Raw genomic sequence first — 17739 nt, forward strand, 5'->3', positions numbered from 1 at the left:
CTAGAAATACCCTTCACGTTTTTTCTTTTCCATTGAGCCAGAGCTATCATGGTCAATGGCACGCCCCTGACGCTCAGAAGTTGTAGTCAAAAGCATTTCCTGGATAATTTCGGGCAACGTCGTCGCCTGAGATTCAACCGCACCGGTGAGTGGATAGCAGCCCAAAGTTCGAAAACGTACCATTCTATCTTCGACAACTTCACCATCTTTAATCTCCATTCGCTCATCATCAACCATGAGCAACATGCCATCACGCTCAACTACAGGACGTGACTTAGCAAGATACAAAGAAGGGATTTCGATATTTTCCAAGTAGATATATTGCCAGATATCTAACTCCGTCCAGTTTGACAAAGGAAAGACCCGAATACTTTCCCCTTTATTGATTTTTCCATTGTAAATGTTCCACAATTCGGGACGTTGGTTTTTCGGATCCCAGCGGTGGTTCTCATCACGAAAAGAGTATACTCGTTCCTTTGCACGAGACTTTTCTTCATCACGACGAGCCCCCCCAAAAGCGGCATCGAATCCGTGTTTGTCGAGAGCCTGCTTCAACCCTTGCGTTTTCATGATATCTGTATGTACTGAGCTGCCATGAACAAAAGGATTAATGCCCATTTCAAGCCCTTCAGGGTTTTGATGAACAATTAGATTCATCCCCATCTTGCCAGCCATGTAATCACGAAATTCAATCATTTCCTTGAATTTCCACGTTGTATCAACATGCATAAGAGGAAAAGGAGGTATTCCAGGAGCAAAAGCTTTTTTGGCAAGATGAAGCATAACGGAAGAGTCTTTACCTACCGAGTAGAGCATCACAGGGTTGTCAAATTCAGCAGCTACTTCACGAATAATGTGAATCGACTCAGCCTCGAGCTGCTTTAGATGGGTTAATTTCTCAGGTGTCATTTTCATCGTGTTTGGTTACATCCGTGATGATTTATATAAAAGCCACAGGACTCTTCATCGTGAGTATGAGGTTACTATTGTAAACAGTAAAAAGTTCTCTTACCACAACGTCTGCGAAAGATAGGCGTCAAAAAGACTTAAAGTAACATTCATTGCCGCATTCGTTTCATACATCGTAAGATGTATCGGGCATATGCATACTTCACGAAGAGAACAGACAATTCACGCATTTGCTCAACGACTACAAAAGTGTGAACCTCTGCGTAAAGTGCATTTTAAATGCAGGATATGGGTCGTAAATATAGTAGTATCAACTAATGACACTTCCATCAATAGAGTGGAAGAAAAAATAACAATATTCTAACGTTCACTGTAGAAAGAGGTTAGAGCATGTATAAAGCATATGCTCATTTCACTGTAAAACACCCTTATATTCACGGGTTTAACTTAATCACATTGTTAGTGATTTTCATGATAAGTGGATATCAACTGTTGGAAAATGAAAACCTAGCATATGCAGCTGGGTTTCTTCTTATATCAATTCCTACTTTAATATTTGCTAAAGCATCAGATTATAAACGCAAGTATTTAAGTGCTAATAGCTAGAATAATCAATAAAAAGACAGGCAGCTTTTTCAAGGTGCCTGTCTTTTTTAAATTGATTATCATCAAGCCTACAGCTATGACCTAACCCTATCGCCAGAACCTTTTCCTGTTGCAGTCTGGAGGATCAATCTAAAATAGAGAGAAAGTGAAAAAGTCTCTATCATTTCAGCATCTAAGCTAGCGAGTTGTTTGGGTACGGACATATCTACACCATTGACTTGCGCCAGCCCCGTTATCCCCGGCAGTACATCTAATACACCACGCTTATTGCGTTCTTCAATCAGTTCTTCTTGATTATATAAACTAGGGCGAGGACCAACGAAACTCATTTCACCGCGAAGTACATTAATCAATTGTGGTAACTCATCAAGCTTTGACTTGCGCAAGAAAGCCCCAAATTTCGTTACCGAACTTGCATCAACCATATGGGTTGCAACAGAGGCTGTCGAAATTGGCATAGTACGTAGCTTGATCAAAACGAAAGGTTTACCGTTCTTCCCTACTCGCTTTTGACGGAAAACTGGTGAGCCTGTGTCAAAAAAACCACACACACACACAAGCAACAAAATAGGCCAAAGAAGTAAAAGGCCTAAAAAAGATAGCGTTAAATCTATTAAACGAATAATTGGTTGGTTCATAACATTTTGGGAGCTGTATGCTCAATACCTCTTAATAACGGCCTACAGTTAGCTAATGGCAAAATCATTAGAAACAATAAAAAGATGATACCACAGAGGAGCTACCCGATCAGCCATTACAGCAGGAGTAACAACCTTAAGACGAATAACATACGAACTTCAAACTGTAGATATACTATGATGCTTTTCGGTACTGAACCCTAGCTTATCAAACAAATTGAGACTAGAATACGAGGCCTGCTTCAATAGGTATAGTATCATGTTTCAGCCAGTTGTATCTTTCTTCAGTGCTCGACGTACAATCAAGCGCATTCTTACCCTAAGCTATGATATTTTTGCTATAGCATTTGCTCTATATGCGTCAATCGCTTTACGATTAGGTGTGATCAGCTTCCCAATGGAGCTTGAAGAGGTAGGTAGCTTTGTTATCACCATCGCTGTAACGCTAATTGTCTTTACCAAGCTAGGCTTATACCGGGCAGTCATGAGATATATGATTGTTCCAGCGATTGGACACATCTTTTTAGCTGTTGTCGCATCATCACTGGCGTTGTCAATTTCGAGCTTTTACCTACACTCTTTCATACCACGTAGCGTACCAGCCATCTATGCAGGCATTGCAATGATCCTCCTAGGAGGGCCACGCATCCTGATTCGAACATATTTCGATCGGTACTATCGCAAAGGTAAAGATAACGTATTAATTTATGGGGCCGGGGTAGCCGGTAGAGAACTAGCCTATGCGCTAAGACAAGGTTCAGAATACCATCCCGTTGCAATCATTGATGATGACCCAAACAAGATTGGAAACATAATCTACGGCTTACGGGTCTATGACAGCAAAGACTTCCTAAAACTAAATGGCTTATATCAGCCTGTAAAGCTGTTACTGGCAATTAACAACATTAGACAAGGCGAACGGCTACGCCTTGTTGATAAACTATCAAACTGGCCAGTAGCGATCCAATCTGTTCCTTCAGTTGAGGATATAGCATTAGGTCGAGCAGATAAAACAGAAGTAAGAGATCTAGACATTGCAGATTTACTAGGAAGAGATTCAGTCGAACCTAAACACGAATTAATGCAACAATGTATCTTTGGAAAAAGTGTTATGGTAACAGGTGCCGGTGGTTCGATCGGCTCTGAACTTTGTCGACAAATCATCAAACTCAGCCCCAAAACACTCGTTTTGTTTGAGCTTAATGAATATAACTTGTATCAAATTGAAAAAGAGCTAAAACAAATCGCTCTCTACACGAATGTTGAAACAACTATCATTGCAGCTCTTGGCTCCGTACAGCACAGCAATCGACTAGAAAAAATGATGCGCATATATCAAATAAACACGGTATACCACGCAGCTGCATATAAACATGTTCCAATTGTCGAATACAATATGATTGAAGGTGTTAGAAATAATATCTTTGGGACCTTGTTTGCTGCCAAAGCGGCAATAAACGCAAATGTTGATAACTTTGTCTTAATCTCAACAGATAAAGCCGTTAGGTCAACTAACATAATGGGTGCTAGTAAACGCATGGCAGAATTAGTACTGCAGGCCCTTTCTGTTGAACAAGTAACAACTAACTTTACTATGGTCCGATTTGGTAACGTATTAGGCTCGTCTGGTTCAGTCGTTCCGCTGTTCCGAGAACAAATTAAGAAAGGCGGACCTGTAACCGTTACACACCCAGACATTACGCGCTACTTCATGCTAATCCCTGAAGCGGCTCAGCTAGTTATTCAAGCAGGCTCAATTGGACATAATGGTCAGGTATTCGTCCTTGATATGGGCGACTCTGTTAAAATTCTAGATCTTGCTAAACGCATGATCCACTTAATGGGTATGTCTGAAAAAATCGATGTCGACTGTGATGGTGATATTGAGATCAAATTTACTGGGTTAAGACCTGGGGAGAAACTCTATGAGGAACTGTTGATTGGAGAGAATGTGGCAGGCACCAGTCATCCTAAAATTATGACTGCATTAGAGGACTATCTAACTTGGAAAGAGATGGAAATTGTCTTAAATAAATTAGACAAATTTTGCCATGAATTTAACATTGAAGCGGTAAGAGATATTCTAATTTCTACTCCAACAGGCTATACGGGTGGTGGCGAGATAAAAGATCACCTATACTGCCATCATAAAGAAAAACAACTTCAAATATAAGACTAAAGCGCACAACCGTAATAGTTTAGTTGTGCGCTTAAATTGATATAGCCGCTAATATAATTCTGATTTATATAGCACCTCTACGTGATTAAGCTTATCCCCACTCAGCTTTTTTATAAATTTAGAACTAAAAGGAATCTCACATTCTCCAAAGATACGATATAGCTTTTCCTTTTTTGAATAGGCTATATCTAATTTATCAATTTTTTCTCTGAAGAATAATTTCCTAGTATAAGACCCGTTTGAAGTTTTTTTCTTAGTATTCGTTTCAATTAAAGAGCTATCTGGTGAATGGCTAACATTTATGGCTGACAGAAAATTTTGAATTCCATTTTTTTTAATTAAACCTTCAAATGGAAAAAAAACCACCTCACTCATATCAAAGCTATCATTTAATATGCTTCGTAAGTTATTGTAGTCATAAATTTTGGCATTATTATTAGATTCACAGAACACACTAAGTGATGGATAATCAAGTTTCACATCATGGTATATTTCAGTGTAAAAGGAATGCAATGCAGATACTGGCTCACGAGTGGTTACAATAATCTTATATTGTATTCCACTCAACAACATACTCAACCTGTCAATTTTCATTTGCCAGGTTATACCTAAATTATCAACGGTTAACATCTCTTCAGATAGAAATAAAGGAGTCTGTGAGCCGTTTATTAGACTTGTAAGAGTTTTCCTACAAACATCTAAATTCTTAGATAATTCCTCAGGTGTCTGAGAGTTCATGAAGCATATTAACTGAGTATAGAAATGATGTTCTTTACCTTGACCCCGAGGTTGGTTAACACCAAGGTAGTTTATGTGGCAATTATCACTTTCCTCATATAAGAATTCTTGTAAACTAGATGTTGCGGTTTTTGGCAGACCGATATGTAAATATATCATGTTACGTAAAAGTCCTTGGGTAACATATTAATATGGGATAATCTTTTTGCTTATAAATAAGCGACTATAACAATACTTTGACTGCTGATATCTCAAAAGTAGATTCAGAGTATATTTTTTAAACTAGATTTTGTTGATTCTATAGCTTTCCAGTTCAAAAGAGTTTTTGCTTTTGTTACATCAACTTCAAGATTATCGAGCAACTGGATAGCGAGAGATTCCTTTCCAACCAACTTTAGTAAGCAACGAAAAACACTAAGTGGAAAAGGAAACTGTACGATAGTTCGGTCTAATGATGCCGCTAAATAGTCCGTCAAATCTTTTGTCGAGATGACATCTTCATCGGCAATAACAAAAAGTTCATTTGCTGCATTTGGATGTTCAATGCAAACTTCAATAAAGTTAATCAAGTTGTTAATTGAGACAAAACTTCTTCTGTTTTTTACTAAACCAAACGGAAGAACGGGTATGCGTTTTACAAGATGGATCAATCTTCCAAAGTTTCCAGGAGCATCGTGTCCAAATACCAGCGGAGGACGAACAATCACAAGCTCAAGACCTAATTCACCAGCCAATGTTATCAACGAGTTTTCAGCTTCCAGCTTAGAGATGGCATAAGCTGCAGTCGGGTTACATTGAGTCTTCTCGCAAAATGGCTTAGCTCCAGAAACATTCCCAATGACTCCTATAGAGCTTATAAATATAAAGCGCTTTACACCACTTCTAGCCGCTTGTTCTAATAGCGCAACACTCGCTTTGCAGTTGACGCGACGAAATAACTCAAGAGACTTGGACGGATTTTCGTTGACTTGGTGAGCTCGCCCTGCAAGATGGACGACAACATCGATATCACTTAAAGCCTCAGCCCAATCCGTTGTTTCTGATAAGTTACCAACGGGAACGACCTCGAGATGACCGGTGTTAGCTAGATAATTCAGCCTTGACAAATCGGTTCTAACAGCAGCAACCACCTCTGAATGAACCAAAAGACGCTTTATTAGATGCTTCCCAATAAAGCCATTAGCTCCTGTAACTAGTATTCTATTTTTTAATTCACACATAAAGATTTATAAATTCAAAATATTCTAGTAATAGCATTTACTTCTAGATTTTGCAGAAAGCGTATATTTCACTTAATATCAAAAGGCTTTATATTTTCATGAATATTGAAAATTCCAATTTGTCAAAGCTCTTCTTTTCGATGCAAAGAATCTTATATGGCCATAAGCAACAAAGAACTGTGGATATACTCTTACAATATACCCTTTGTAAGCCATTAATCACCATGAAGTATTTGTGATCTTTCCCTGATAATGATTATAGATTTATAGAGAAAGACCAACTAAAACTATAGTTAGAAATTAATTCTTTCTTTCTCAATTACCATAGGAAACTTAGATGTTTTCGTCACTAAATGGCCGACATATTCACCTACTAAACCAATAAAGAATAATTGAACAGAACCAAAAAAGAATATACCAATGAGTATAGGCGCAGTACCAAGAGGAAACTCATCCCAAAACATTAGCTTAGTGGCAAAATAACCGACAGCAATCAATAAACTAATAAAGCTCATAATGAAACCGGCAATCGTCGCTAGGCGCAATGGAACCTTAGAATGGCTACATATGCCAAGCATTGCCATGTCATACAGTGAGAAGAAATTATTTTTGGTAATTCCTCGATGACGCAATGGCTGTTTATAATGAACCTTGGCTACATTGAAACCAACTTCCATTAATAGGCCACGAAGATACGGATATGGGTCTGGAATACCCTTAAGAATATCAATAATTTTCTTATCGTATAACCCAAAACCATAAAAATTCTTTTCTAGTTTTGTTTCGGATAATTTCGTAATAACTCGGTAGTAAGCCTTACGGATCAAAAACATAAGCGGAGATTCAGCACTATCATTTTTTACACCAATGACTAATTCATTCCCGGCTTCCCACTTCTCAATAAACTCAGGAATTAACTCAGGCGGATCCTGAAGGTCAGCAACCATGAACAATGTAGCATCACCAGATCCTTGCAATAATCCATGTTGAGGCGAACGTATATGACCAAAATTTCGACTGTTAACAATTACTTTAACATTTTCGTCTTTACTTGCTAGGTCACGTAAAATATCAACAGTTCCATCTTCAGATGCATTATCAATAAAAATATGCTCATAAGTATAATTTTCAAGTTTTTCGAATTGCTCTTTCACTTTTATATAAAGAAGCTCAACATTTTCTTCTTCATTAAAACATGGTGTCATAACACTAATTTTTTTCATCAATTTTCTTCTTGAATTTAACTAATTTAAAGGTGTAAATCGATTGAACATAAGATGTTAATGTCATCTTATATTTATATATACTTCAATGTAAAATCTTAAACTTGATTTTATCTAAAAACCCAGTTTTTCAACATAAACCAATTAAAAAATATGCTTGGTAGAAGGCATATTGCTTGGGAAATGTAAGGGTTAAAGTTAATTTCTGTGATTAATATATCAAGGAAGTAGGCATTAAAAAGGTACACTGCTAGATACACAAAAATAAATTTGAGAAAGGTAATGTGTCCACCATTGCCTTTAAATACCATTCTTCCCATGCTGAAGAAATTAAAGACAACACCTACTATAGTGGTTACCAGTAGCGAATAAAAGTACGGAATTCCAGAAAAAACTAAAATGGCGTAAAGACTATAACCAAAAAGTGTATTCAAAAATCCTACAAACAAAAATCTCACAACGCGAGAATTCATATAATACTTAATATTCTTCCAAAAAGATGAAATAAAAAGGTGATTAGTATTTACACTCACAATAATGCCTATCTAACTATTGTTTGAATTATTTTAACCATGATCTATATATAGTTTAACCTTAGAAATACATAAGTATCAAAATTGAAACCAATTATTGAATCTAACTAAATGAATCATAGCCTTCAAACTTGAGAGTTTTAATTATCGCATTTTCAAGTGAAGTATACATTTTAAGATCCAATTCGGTTTCAGCTTTATCTATACATGGAACATATACATTAGTGTTGCCATCACTTTTACTTAATGTGATGGTTTGAACTTTATCTAAAGAAATTTTCTTAGCTAAGTCCTTTATTGATATAGACTCTTTTGAACCAACATTATATATCTCACCGCTTCGTCCTGAGGATAAAATTCTTAACAACCAAATGATGAGGTCAGCTGCATATAAATATGATCTTACAGGTGTACCATCACTTTTTATAATTATATCTCTATCTTGCAAGACATCACTAATGAAGTTGCCAAATGCATATTCACCACTTAAAGGAAGATAGGGGCCAGAGAACGCAAAACACCTAGCTATAACAATATCGCAGCTTACATTATCTTTAAAATATTCTTCTGACTTTAATTTTGAACTCGCGTAGCCGTCATTATGGTTAAATAACGGATTGTCTAAGAATGTTTCTGGAATATGGGATAGATTCTTAGGCTGTGGGCCATAAGCGGCACCGGAGCTTGTATAAAGAATTCGTTTACAGCCAACTCTTTTTGAAAAATCGCAAATATTTTTCGCACCATCTAAAATGGTATCTCTCATTAATTCAGAGTTTTCTCTATTTATCTCAGTAGAAGCATCTGTTGCGGCATGTATAATTAAGTCATAAGATTCATTCAAATCAGAGAAAGAACGTACGTCACCTTTAACAAGCATAAAATTTTTATGGTTTGCTAAATAAGGTTGATTTTCAGCAAACTTTTCAGGTGAACGAGAAAGAATAGTCACTGATATATTTAACTTGTGAATCTCATTTAAATATATGAATGTTTGTAATAGCCACTTGCCAAAGAAACCTGTTCCACCAGTTAAGAATATTTTTTGATTTTTATAGAACTCGAAGTCTTCTGTTAGCTTTTCAGCAATAAGAGCTAAATCATCGATATCAACAGACATTCTTAATCTCCACAGGGGTATTGCTGATCAATTGGATTGCCAAAAGCGAGCCTAGGTTTGCACTCTCTTGCATCACGCATTACAACTTCTAATAATGTAGGTGTAGGTTTTCTTACAAATGCTAGAATTGCATCATCAAATTCCTGCTCGCTTTCAATTAACAATGAATTCATATTATAAGCTTTACTGACACTCACAAATGATGAGCTATAACCTTTCCAATAAGTCGATTGATTTCGACCTTCGAAGTACATTTCTTGGAATGCTCTGACCATACCAAGAGATTCATTATTAACAACAATAGTCAGAATCGGTAAATTTTCTCGCGCAATAATATCAAGCTCTTGAATATTTAATTGTGCTCCACCATCACCCGAAATTGAGACAACGTTACAGTCAGTTGCACAACTCACGCCTATAGCAGTAGGAATAGAAAACCCCATGGCGCCGAGCCCTCCCGAATGATGGATCATTTGCTCATTGTCTAATAATAATGAATGAGCAATCCACATTTGATTATTGCCAACATCCGTCACAAAGTGTACAGGCTGTTTAGCAAATCTTTTAGACAGAATAGAACAAAGGTTAAAAGGACTAATTGTCAGCTCGTTGTACTCATTGACAAATTTATTCTTCCAATGTGACTCAAGTGTGTCAAACCAGTCAGGACTAGTATTTAGCTTACTATTTCCTGATCTTAGATACATGTGAAAAAATTGTTCGCAAGTGGCATGGATGTTCACATGACCTTTAACTCTGTTGTTCAACTGTTCTGAATCTAAATCAATTTGAATTATTTTCTTCGCAACTCGAGCAAAGTCATTTACATCAGCCCCTGTCTGGCGGACATCTAACCGACTGCCTAGGACAATGATTACATCTGCATTTTGTATTGCATGATTAGCAGTTCGAGTTCCATATGCTCCAATCAATCCAAAATAACCATCTCCTGCGGGTGTTTTTTCACTGCCTTTAAGACTAGCTACATGAGGGATTTTTAGCTGAGATATATTCTCAACCCATCTATCAAAACTAGGCTCATTAACAGCTCCACCGCCAATTAAGAATAGTGGTTTTTTAGCCTCAGAAAGACAAAGAAGTGCTTCTTCTATTTGTTTCTCACTTTTTTCAGAAATATTAGGCATTCTTTGAAAGCAGTGTTTTCTAGAATTTAAGTAATCGATAACATCATCATTTAACTCTGCTCGTTGTAAATCCATTGGGATATCAATTAAGACTGGGCCTGGCCGACCAGAAGTAGATATATCGATTGCTTTTTGTAATTCTGGTATGAGATCTTCTTTTCTTTGAATTTGAGTTGAATACTTAGTGATGCTTTTAACAATACTTACAATATCGAGTTCTTGGAATCCTTGTTGCCGTATATTTCGGTGACCTTTAAGTTCATAGGTATTGACTTGACCTGTAATGAATACACACGGATAATTATCAAGCCAACAATCTGCAATCCCAGTAACCAAGTTCGTAGCACCAGGCCCACTTGTCCCAAGTGCTAAGCCGATACTGTTATTGTTTGTCGCCCTTGCTACACCACCGGCTGCGAATGCTGCGGCCTGCTCATGATGTAGGGAGATTAATTTTGTCTCTCCTAATACATTAATGCTATCGACTAAATGAGCAATCATCCCTCCGATAAGTTCAAAACCTACCGTCACGTTATTTCCACTCAGAACTTTCGCTATTGCATCAGAAGCTTTCATCTATACACCTAATTGAATGCCTGTCGTTGACAGGCATATTCTCAAATTAAAAATTCAAACCAAGAAACTCTTCAAACTTCTCAATAACGAAATCTAAATGGTCTGTCGACAACCCTGGGTAAACGCCAATCCAGAAGGTATGGTTCATGATAATATCTGTATTTGTTAAATCCCCCACCACTCGATATTCAACATCGTTAAAATACGGTTGGCGCGTTAGGTTTCCTGCAAATAATAAACGAGTACCAATTTTGTGCTGATCCATGAATTTCAGTAATTCAACGCGATCAATACCACTCTCTGGTTTGATAGTAATTGGGAATCCAAACCATGAAGGATCAGAATTTTCAGTTGCCTCAGGCAAGATCAGGAACTCTTCACAGTTAGCAAGACCTTCTTTCAAATAACGAAAGTTAATTTTTCTCTGTTCGACAAATTGCTCAACACTATCCATTTGAGCTAAGCCACATGCTGCCTGCATGTCTGTAATTTTTAGGTTATAACCTAAGTGAGAGTATGTGTACTTATGATCATAACCATGAGGTAGTGAACCTAATTGCTGATCAAAACGCTTTTTACACGTGTTGTCACAGCCAGGGGCACAATAACAATCTCTACCCCAATCACGGAATGATTCAATGAGCTTACGTAGCTCATTATCTTTGGTGAAAACAGCACCACCTTCACCCATTGTAATGTGGTGAGCTGGATAGAAACTGACAGTCGCAATATCACCAAACTGACCAACCATCTTGCCGTTATAAGTCGAACCTAAAGCATCACAGCAATCTTCAATCAGCCATAAGTTATACTTGTCAGCTACTCGGCGAGCCTCTGTTAGATCAAATGTATTACCCAAAGTATGGGCAACCATTATAGCTTTTGTTTTATCGGAAATTGCTGCTTCAATCATTTCTGGCTTGATTTGATATGTTGGAATATCAACATCAACAAAAACGGGAATCAAACCATTTTGAATTGTTGGGTTAACTGTAGTTGGAAAACCAGCAGCGACAGTAATAACTTCATCACCAGGTTTTAATTGACGGTCACCCAGTTTAGGAGAAGTCAAGGCTGTCAAAGCCAATAGGTTTGCAGAGGAGCCTGAAGTCGTCGTTAAAACATATGGAACACCCAGATATTCACCCAGACGTTTTTCAAAAGCATCATTGAAACGACCCGTAGTTAGCCAACCGTCCAGTGAAGCATCTACCATCATTTTTAGTTCGCTTGCGCCAAGAACTTTTCCTGATGGTGGGACCACACTTTGGCCACCAACAAACTGCTTTGGTGCATATTCTAACTCGGCATACTGCTCAACTAGATCTGCAATTTGTTTTCTGATTTGCTCTTTAGACATGTTAGATTCCTGCTCTTGCTTTCATGTATTCTTGAATTTCATTTAATGTATGTTGCTTAATATCTGCGCCATTAAGCCAGGCTTTCTGCCAAACCACGATACGATTTAGCGTTTCTTCCAGCCCCCAAACAGGCTGCCAGTTTAGACGCATCTTTGCTTTGGAACAGTCCAGCTTCAAATAATGTGCTTCGTGAGGGTGCTCTCCCTCAGTTAAATACCAACTAGCATCTGAACCCCATTGATGTACGAGATTTTCCACAATCCACTGAACAGGTTTTGCATCATCTTCACGGGGCCCGAAGTTCCAGCCTTCAGCATAGTCGGTGCCATTTTCGTACAAATGTTCTGCAATCGTGATATACCCGGATAAAGGCTCAAGTACATGCTGCCAGGGCCGAACAGCATGCGGGCTACGAATTTCAACTGCATCCCCATTTGAAAATGCTTTTAACATATCAGGTATAAGCCGGTCATCGGCCCAATCGCCACCACCAATGACATTACCAGCTCGAACAGATGCTAGCGCACACCCATGCTCTTCATACTTATCTTCGTTAAAGAATGATTGGCGGTATGAAGAAGCAACAAGTTCAGCACATCCTTTACTGTTACTATATGGGTCATATCCCCCCATTGCTTCTTCTTCACGATATCCCCAAACCCATTCCCGATTCTCATAGCATTTATCACTTGTGATATTAACGACAGCCTTAATGCTACCAACTTGCTTAACAGCTTCAAGCAAATGAACGGTTCCCATTACATTAGTAGAATAAGTACCTATAGGGTCATCATAAGAAAGGCGGACGAGGGGCTGAGCCGCCATATGAAAAACTATTTCTGGTTGAAACAGAGAAATACTATCTCGAAGCTGTTCAAAGTTCCTAATATCGCCTTCTTCATTCTCCACACACCCGCCAACTCGTGCTTCCTCATATAGGCTAGGTGTTGTTGGAGCCGGTAAAGAGTAACCTTTGACGATAGCTCCCATTTCGTGTAGCCATAACGACAGCCAACTCCCTTTAAACCCGGTATGTCCTGTAACAAAGACCTTCTTTCCCCGCCAAAAATCAGGATTCATATTTACTCCCAGACTTTCCAAGGTGCTTCACCGTCTTGCCAAAGATTTTCTAAATAAACTTTATCACGCAGCGTGTCCATTGGTTGCCAAAAACCATGATGTTCATAGGCCATGAGCTCCCCTTCTTCTGCAAGCTTGTTAAGTGGGTACTGTTCCCAAGTGCAACTATCATCGTCAATGTATTCTAATACATCTGGACTTAGTACAAAGAATCCCCCATTAATAAGAGCTCCATCACCCTTTGGCTTTTCTTTAAAGCTACTAACTCGTCCGTTGTCGATGTCTAAAGCACCAAAACGCCCTGGTGGAAATGTTGCAGTAAGAGTTGCTTTTTTACCATGCGACTTGTGGAAGTCAATCGTACGCGAGATATCTATATCACTAACACCATCACCGTATGTAAAACAAAATGCATCTTCATCTTTCAGGTAATTAGCAACACGACCAAGACGTCCCCCCGTCATCGAATTATCACCAGTATCTACTAATGTGACAGTCCATGGTTCAGCACGCTTACGGTGAACTTCCATTTTATTTTGCTTCATATCAAATGTAACATCGGACATATGCAAGAAATAATTAGCAAAATATTCTTTAATTACATAGCCTTTATATCCACAGCAAATGATAAAATCATTAATCCCATGTGCAGAATACTGCTTCATGATATGCCACAGTATTGGCTTACCACCGATTTCGACCATTGGCTTAGGTTTTACTGATGTTTCTTCGCTAAGGCGAGTCCCTAAACCACCGGCTAGGATGACAGCTTTCATTGGTATCTCCAATTTAAAAATTATTTTGAGGGGGTGAATGCATCTGAGTAGAAACTATCTTGTAATAGTCCTTTCTCAAAAAAAGTATGCTTTGCCGTATCAATCATGATAGGAGAACCACATGCATAAACGTCATACTTTTCCAAGGATTCAAAATCCTCACAAACGGCCTGATGAACAAGTCCTTTGCGTCCGCTCCAATCACCATTACCGGATAGTACAGGTATATAATGAAAATTAGATTTTTCTTTAGCTATAGTTTCTAGTGATTCAAGATAAAAACCTTCACTTGAGGGCATTCCCCAATAGATATAAACCTCTCTAGGATCTTCATTTTTGATTAGCTCTTCTACAATGGCTTTGACTGGGGCAACTCCTGTACCCCCTGCCAATAAGATTAGTGGTCTAGTACTGTCACGAACAAAGAAAGTTCCTTTAGGGCCTTCAATTCGCATTAATTGATTATCTTTTAGTTCGCCGAAAATCAACTCTGACATCTGGCCATTTGGAACCTTACGAATGTGAAGCTCTAATTCCTTACATTCCCTTTTTGCATTAGCTATGGAGTAACTACGTTTAACACCTTTAAAATTTAAATCAACATACTGCCCGGGAAGGTAATCAAACTTTGCTGTAGGAGGAAAGCGAAATCTAATAACAACAATATCTTGGGTAACATACTCAAATGCTGCAACTTTACATGGTAAAGTCTGTTGTTTGATATGTGCTAATTCTGGATAGTAATTAGCTTTTAGTACTGCATCCGATAGTGCTTTCGACTGGCAGGTTAAAATAGTTCCAGTATCAACTACTACACCATTTTCATTCTCAACTGTACCAGATAACAGTTCAACAGAGCATGCTCCACATTCACCAGTCTTACAACTGTGCTCCAAAGGAATTGATTGAGAAATAGCATCTTCTAATAAATTCATATCGCTTTTAAAGCATTTACCAGATGGATGAATTTCAATATTAAACGTCATAATAACACCAAAAAAATATTAACTTCATTTATTTTTTATAAATATATTTAGGTAAGCCAGAGATCGAACCTGTATTATAATTATCAAGCATAAAAGAATAGTCATCTATGCAAGTCGCCACGTTACTAAGCAACTTTTCAAACTGTATAAAATTCAATATTCCCGTGTTACCACCGACACCAAACCTTAAATTATTCGTGCATTTGTACGAGTCTAATGAAAAGTTCGGCTTTACTATTTTAACTAGTTTATATCCATGTTCATTTACATACTTGTTATATTCTGTAAAATTGTAGTGAGGATATTCTGGGCTTAAAATAACCACACCTGGATCAAATTTACCTAGACTATCGAATCCATCACAGCCTTGCCATGCATGGCAACCATTGGATTTATATGGTTGTGGCATTGCAACATCAGGGGAATAAGCGATAGTTACATCTTTTTCTAATTGTTTTATATAATTCCAAGTAGAATATTCTGTACCAAGACCATCAGTAAAAAACCTATAATGGGATGAAAACACAGAATATGCAGCATTTGAGATTGCATTACACGAAACTAACAATAGCGCAACAGAAAGTAGAACTCTTTTTACGATTACATTAGAAAGTGTATTAATGACAAGATGAGAGAAATACACCACGTTAAATATTGCAAATACATAAAGTGGGTAAAGATAGAGTAAACTAATAAATATTCTTGCCTTATACATAAATAGGAATGAGCATAATATCGTAATTATAACACTACAAATATAGACCCAATTCACTCTCCTAAAAAACATCAAAAGCAATGCAATTAGGAAATTAAGACAAAACACAATGCTATTTGAAAGTTCATTGAACCATGTATCAAATGCCTCGCTTATACCCACTGACGAATGAGCAGAAGCTAATTCAGATTGAGCTTTTATAAATGCACTAAAGTGCAAAAAAGCATAAGGGTGAATAATAAAGAAAGTAATTAGAAATACAATCGTAGAATATAACACTAACTTTACTATATCTTTCACTGTTAAGCTATAATGTACATTCCTATAAAGCCATACAAAAAATACAATTCCAATTAGTACATTTACAATAAAAAATGGCTGTTTTGCAAGTGCTGAAAGAGAGAAAAGAACGACTGCAACAATGAACTTAGGGTATGATAATATTTTATCTTTGCTTATATCCAGAAGAACTATTAACCCGACACACTGAAGCAACATGCCTAATGACTCCGGATGAATCGTCAAAAAATAATGTGAAGATACTGGATCAAACAAAAAGTAAAGTACCGCAAGAGCAGATACTGTTTTCGTAAACAAATGTCTACTTAATGTATATAGGCAAAAAGTTAACGCTAGACCAATGATAAAAAGGTTAAGCCTAACTATAACATTAAAACTCTCATCGCTAGCCAGCCCAAAGAGCTTAGCAAACATTATGACAACAAAATTTACCGAAAAATAAGTCCATCCATAGTATTTTGAGTGATATGAGTCGCCCATATTGTAATATGGGTAAGAAGTAAGAGTATGAAGAGAGTCAACAATAGAATGCGGGTCTATAGCCATGAACTCAACGGATTCTACTCTTGAGATAATGCTAATGGCATAGATAAGAGTATAAATTACCCCTATCGCAAACATAATAAGATAGTCAGATCTATTTAAATCTCTAACTGAAGTAACTTTCATTGTCATTAAATCCCTGTAAGCATAAGGTTAACCTATAACTCATATTCTAAAACACTCTTTTCAGACTTAATGAAAAAAATTTCAGCAGCCGGAAAAACCATTTTTGACTTGAAAAAAAGCGTGGCAATAATAACGTAAATCGTATAATAACATCTTTATAATTACCTTTATTCAAAGACTGAATAAGATAATCAAATCGAGCTGTTTCAGCGAAATGTCTTGCTGAAGATTCATACCCATAATGTTCTATTATATAATTCGCTGCATCAACACGCTCTTCAAGAAAAAGTGTCGTGTCCATTATACTCGCACCATGTTTTCTATATCGTACTAACAATTCAGGAATATAAACAACACCACCGAGTAAAGCAGCTTCTACCGCAATAAGATAGTCATTCACATATCTCAATTTTTGATTGTATTTTAATTTCTCAAGTGCAACACGTCGAAAACAAAGGGTTGGTGTCGGTATTATCGCTTCTGCAATAACCTTCTCAATATTTTCACTTGGTTTAAACAGAAAATTAAAATGATTCAAAATGGTTTTACTAGTTGAGCTATTAAACCATTGCATATTAGAATAGCAAAGATGTCTTTCTTTATTAGCCTCCAACGCTTCCACTTGTCGCTCAACTTTTGTTTTGAACATTAAATCATCGCCCGCAAACGGGATGATATACTCTACTTCTTTGTCATTTAGAGCCATTTCCACAACAGAATTAAAATTCTCTGCCACACCAGTATTTTGGCTTTTAATATTAATAGATATTGGATACTTGTTTTTATTGCTATCAACAAAGTTATTTAACACTTCGGCAGTTCGATCTGTTGAACAATCATCTGAAACAAAAATAACTATATTTTTGTACGTTTGTTCTAAAACTGAAGCTAAACATGACTCAATATATTTCTCATGATTATAGCATGCGATTGATACAGCTACCTTTGGTTGATTTGTATCCATT

Annotated in this window: 15 protein-coding genes; 1 reads left to right on the forward strand and 14 read right to left on the reverse strand. The window is 37.2% G+C overall.

All coding sequences use genetic code 11. The features are described from left to right. Entirely contained in the window at positions 1-909 is a 909-nt protein-coding gene (cysD, locus tag EIZ48_RS03345) for a sulfate adenylyltransferase subunit CysD (RefSeq protein WP_205298569.1), read from the reverse strand. A gap of 680 nt (positions 910-1589) precedes the next feature. After that, positions 1590-2153 (reverse strand): sugar transferase, encoded by a 564-nt coding sequence (locus EIZ48_RS03350; RefSeq protein ID WP_160648698.1) that lies wholly within the window; start codon positions 2151-2153, stop codon positions 1590-1592. Between the two features lie 259 nt (positions 2154-2412). Between EIZ48_RS03350 and EIZ48_RS03355 the strand changes: the two genes are divergently transcribed. After that, on the forward strand, positions 2413-4326 hold the full coding sequence (locus EIZ48_RS03355; protein ID WP_160648699.1) for a polysaccharide biosynthesis protein: 1914 nt from the start codon (positions 2413-2415) through the stop codon (positions 4324-4326). Between the two features lie 54 nt (positions 4327-4380). Here EIZ48_RS03355 and EIZ48_RS03360 read toward each other — a convergent pair whose 3' ends face one another. From EIZ48_RS03360 to EIZ48_RS03415, 12 genes are all read right to left on the reverse strand, one after another. Next, entirely contained in the window at positions 4381-5229 is an 849-nt protein-coding gene (locus EIZ48_RS03360; protein WP_160648700.1) for a hypothetical protein, read from the reverse strand. A 104-nt stretch (positions 5230-5333) separates the two neighbouring features. After that, the gene (locus EIZ48_RS03365) at positions 5334-6290 is read right to left on the reverse strand and encodes an NAD-dependent epimerase/dehydratase family protein (RefSeq protein ID WP_160648701.1); all 957 of its coding nucleotides are present in this window, start codon (positions 6288-6290) and stop codon (positions 5334-5336) included. A gap of 293 nt (positions 6291-6583) precedes the next feature. Next, positions 6584-7513: a glycosyltransferase family 2 protein gene (locus EIZ48_RS03370; RefSeq protein ID WP_160648702.1), complete on the reverse strand. Its 930-nt coding sequence runs from the start codon at positions 7511-7513 to the stop codon at positions 6584-6586. 110 nt (positions 7514-7623) lie between these two features. Beyond that, entirely contained in the window at positions 7624-7986 is a 363-nt protein-coding gene (locus EIZ48_RS30040) for a GtrA family protein (RefSeq protein WP_369127458.1), read from the reverse strand. A gap of 163 nt (positions 7987-8149) precedes the next feature. Beyond that, complete coding sequence (locus EIZ48_RS03380; protein WP_160648704.1) at positions 8150-9166, reverse strand: NAD-dependent epimerase/dehydratase family protein; 1017 nt, start codon at positions 9164-9166, stop codon at positions 8150-8152. A 2-nt stretch (positions 9167-9168) separates the two neighbouring features. Then, the gene (locus EIZ48_RS03385; protein ID WP_160648705.1) at positions 9169-10887 is read right to left on the reverse strand and encodes a thiamine pyrophosphate-binding protein; all 1719 of its coding nucleotides are present in this window, start codon (positions 10885-10887) and stop codon (positions 9169-9171) included. 46 nt (positions 10888-10933) lie between these two features. Continuing rightward, positions 10934-12247 (reverse strand): lipopolysaccharide biosynthesis protein RfbH, encoded by a 1314-nt coding sequence (rfbH, locus tag EIZ48_RS03390; RefSeq protein WP_160648706.1) that lies wholly within the window; start codon positions 12245-12247, stop codon positions 10934-10936. A gap of 1 nt (position 12248) precedes the next feature. Next, positions 12249-13328: a CDP-glucose 4,6-dehydratase gene (gene rfbG, locus EIZ48_RS03395; protein ID WP_160648784.1), complete on the reverse strand. Its 1080-nt coding sequence runs from the start codon at positions 13326-13328 to the stop codon at positions 12249-12251. A 2-nt stretch (positions 13329-13330) separates the two neighbouring features. After that, a complete protein-coding gene (gene rfbF / locus EIZ48_RS03400; protein WP_160648707.1) occupies positions 13331-14104 on the reverse strand; it encodes a glucose-1-phosphate cytidylyltransferase in 774 nt (257 codons plus the stop codon). Positions 14105-14124: 20 nt separating this feature from the next. Continuing rightward, positions 14125-15090: a CDP-6-deoxy-delta-3,4-glucoseen reductase gene (locus EIZ48_RS03405; protein ID WP_160648708.1), complete on the reverse strand. Its 966-nt coding sequence runs from the start codon at positions 15088-15090 to the stop codon at positions 14125-14127. A gap of 28 nt (positions 15091-15118) precedes the next feature. After that, a complete protein-coding gene (locus EIZ48_RS03410; protein ID WP_160648709.1) occupies positions 15119-16774 on the reverse strand; it encodes a hypothetical protein in 1656 nt (551 codons plus the stop codon). Positions 16775-16820: 46 nt separating this feature from the next. Then, positions 16821-17738: a glycosyltransferase gene (locus EIZ48_RS03415; protein WP_240152851.1), complete on the reverse strand. Its 918-nt coding sequence runs from the start codon at positions 17736-17738 to the stop codon at positions 16821-16823. Between the last annotated feature and the right edge of the window lies 1 nt (position 17739).

Source organism: Photobacterium alginatilyticum (assembly GCF_009910675.1).
In the GTDB taxonomy this organism is placed as follows: Bacteria; Pseudomonadota; Gammaproteobacteria; order Enterobacterales; family Vibrionaceae; genus Photobacterium; species Photobacterium alginatilyticum.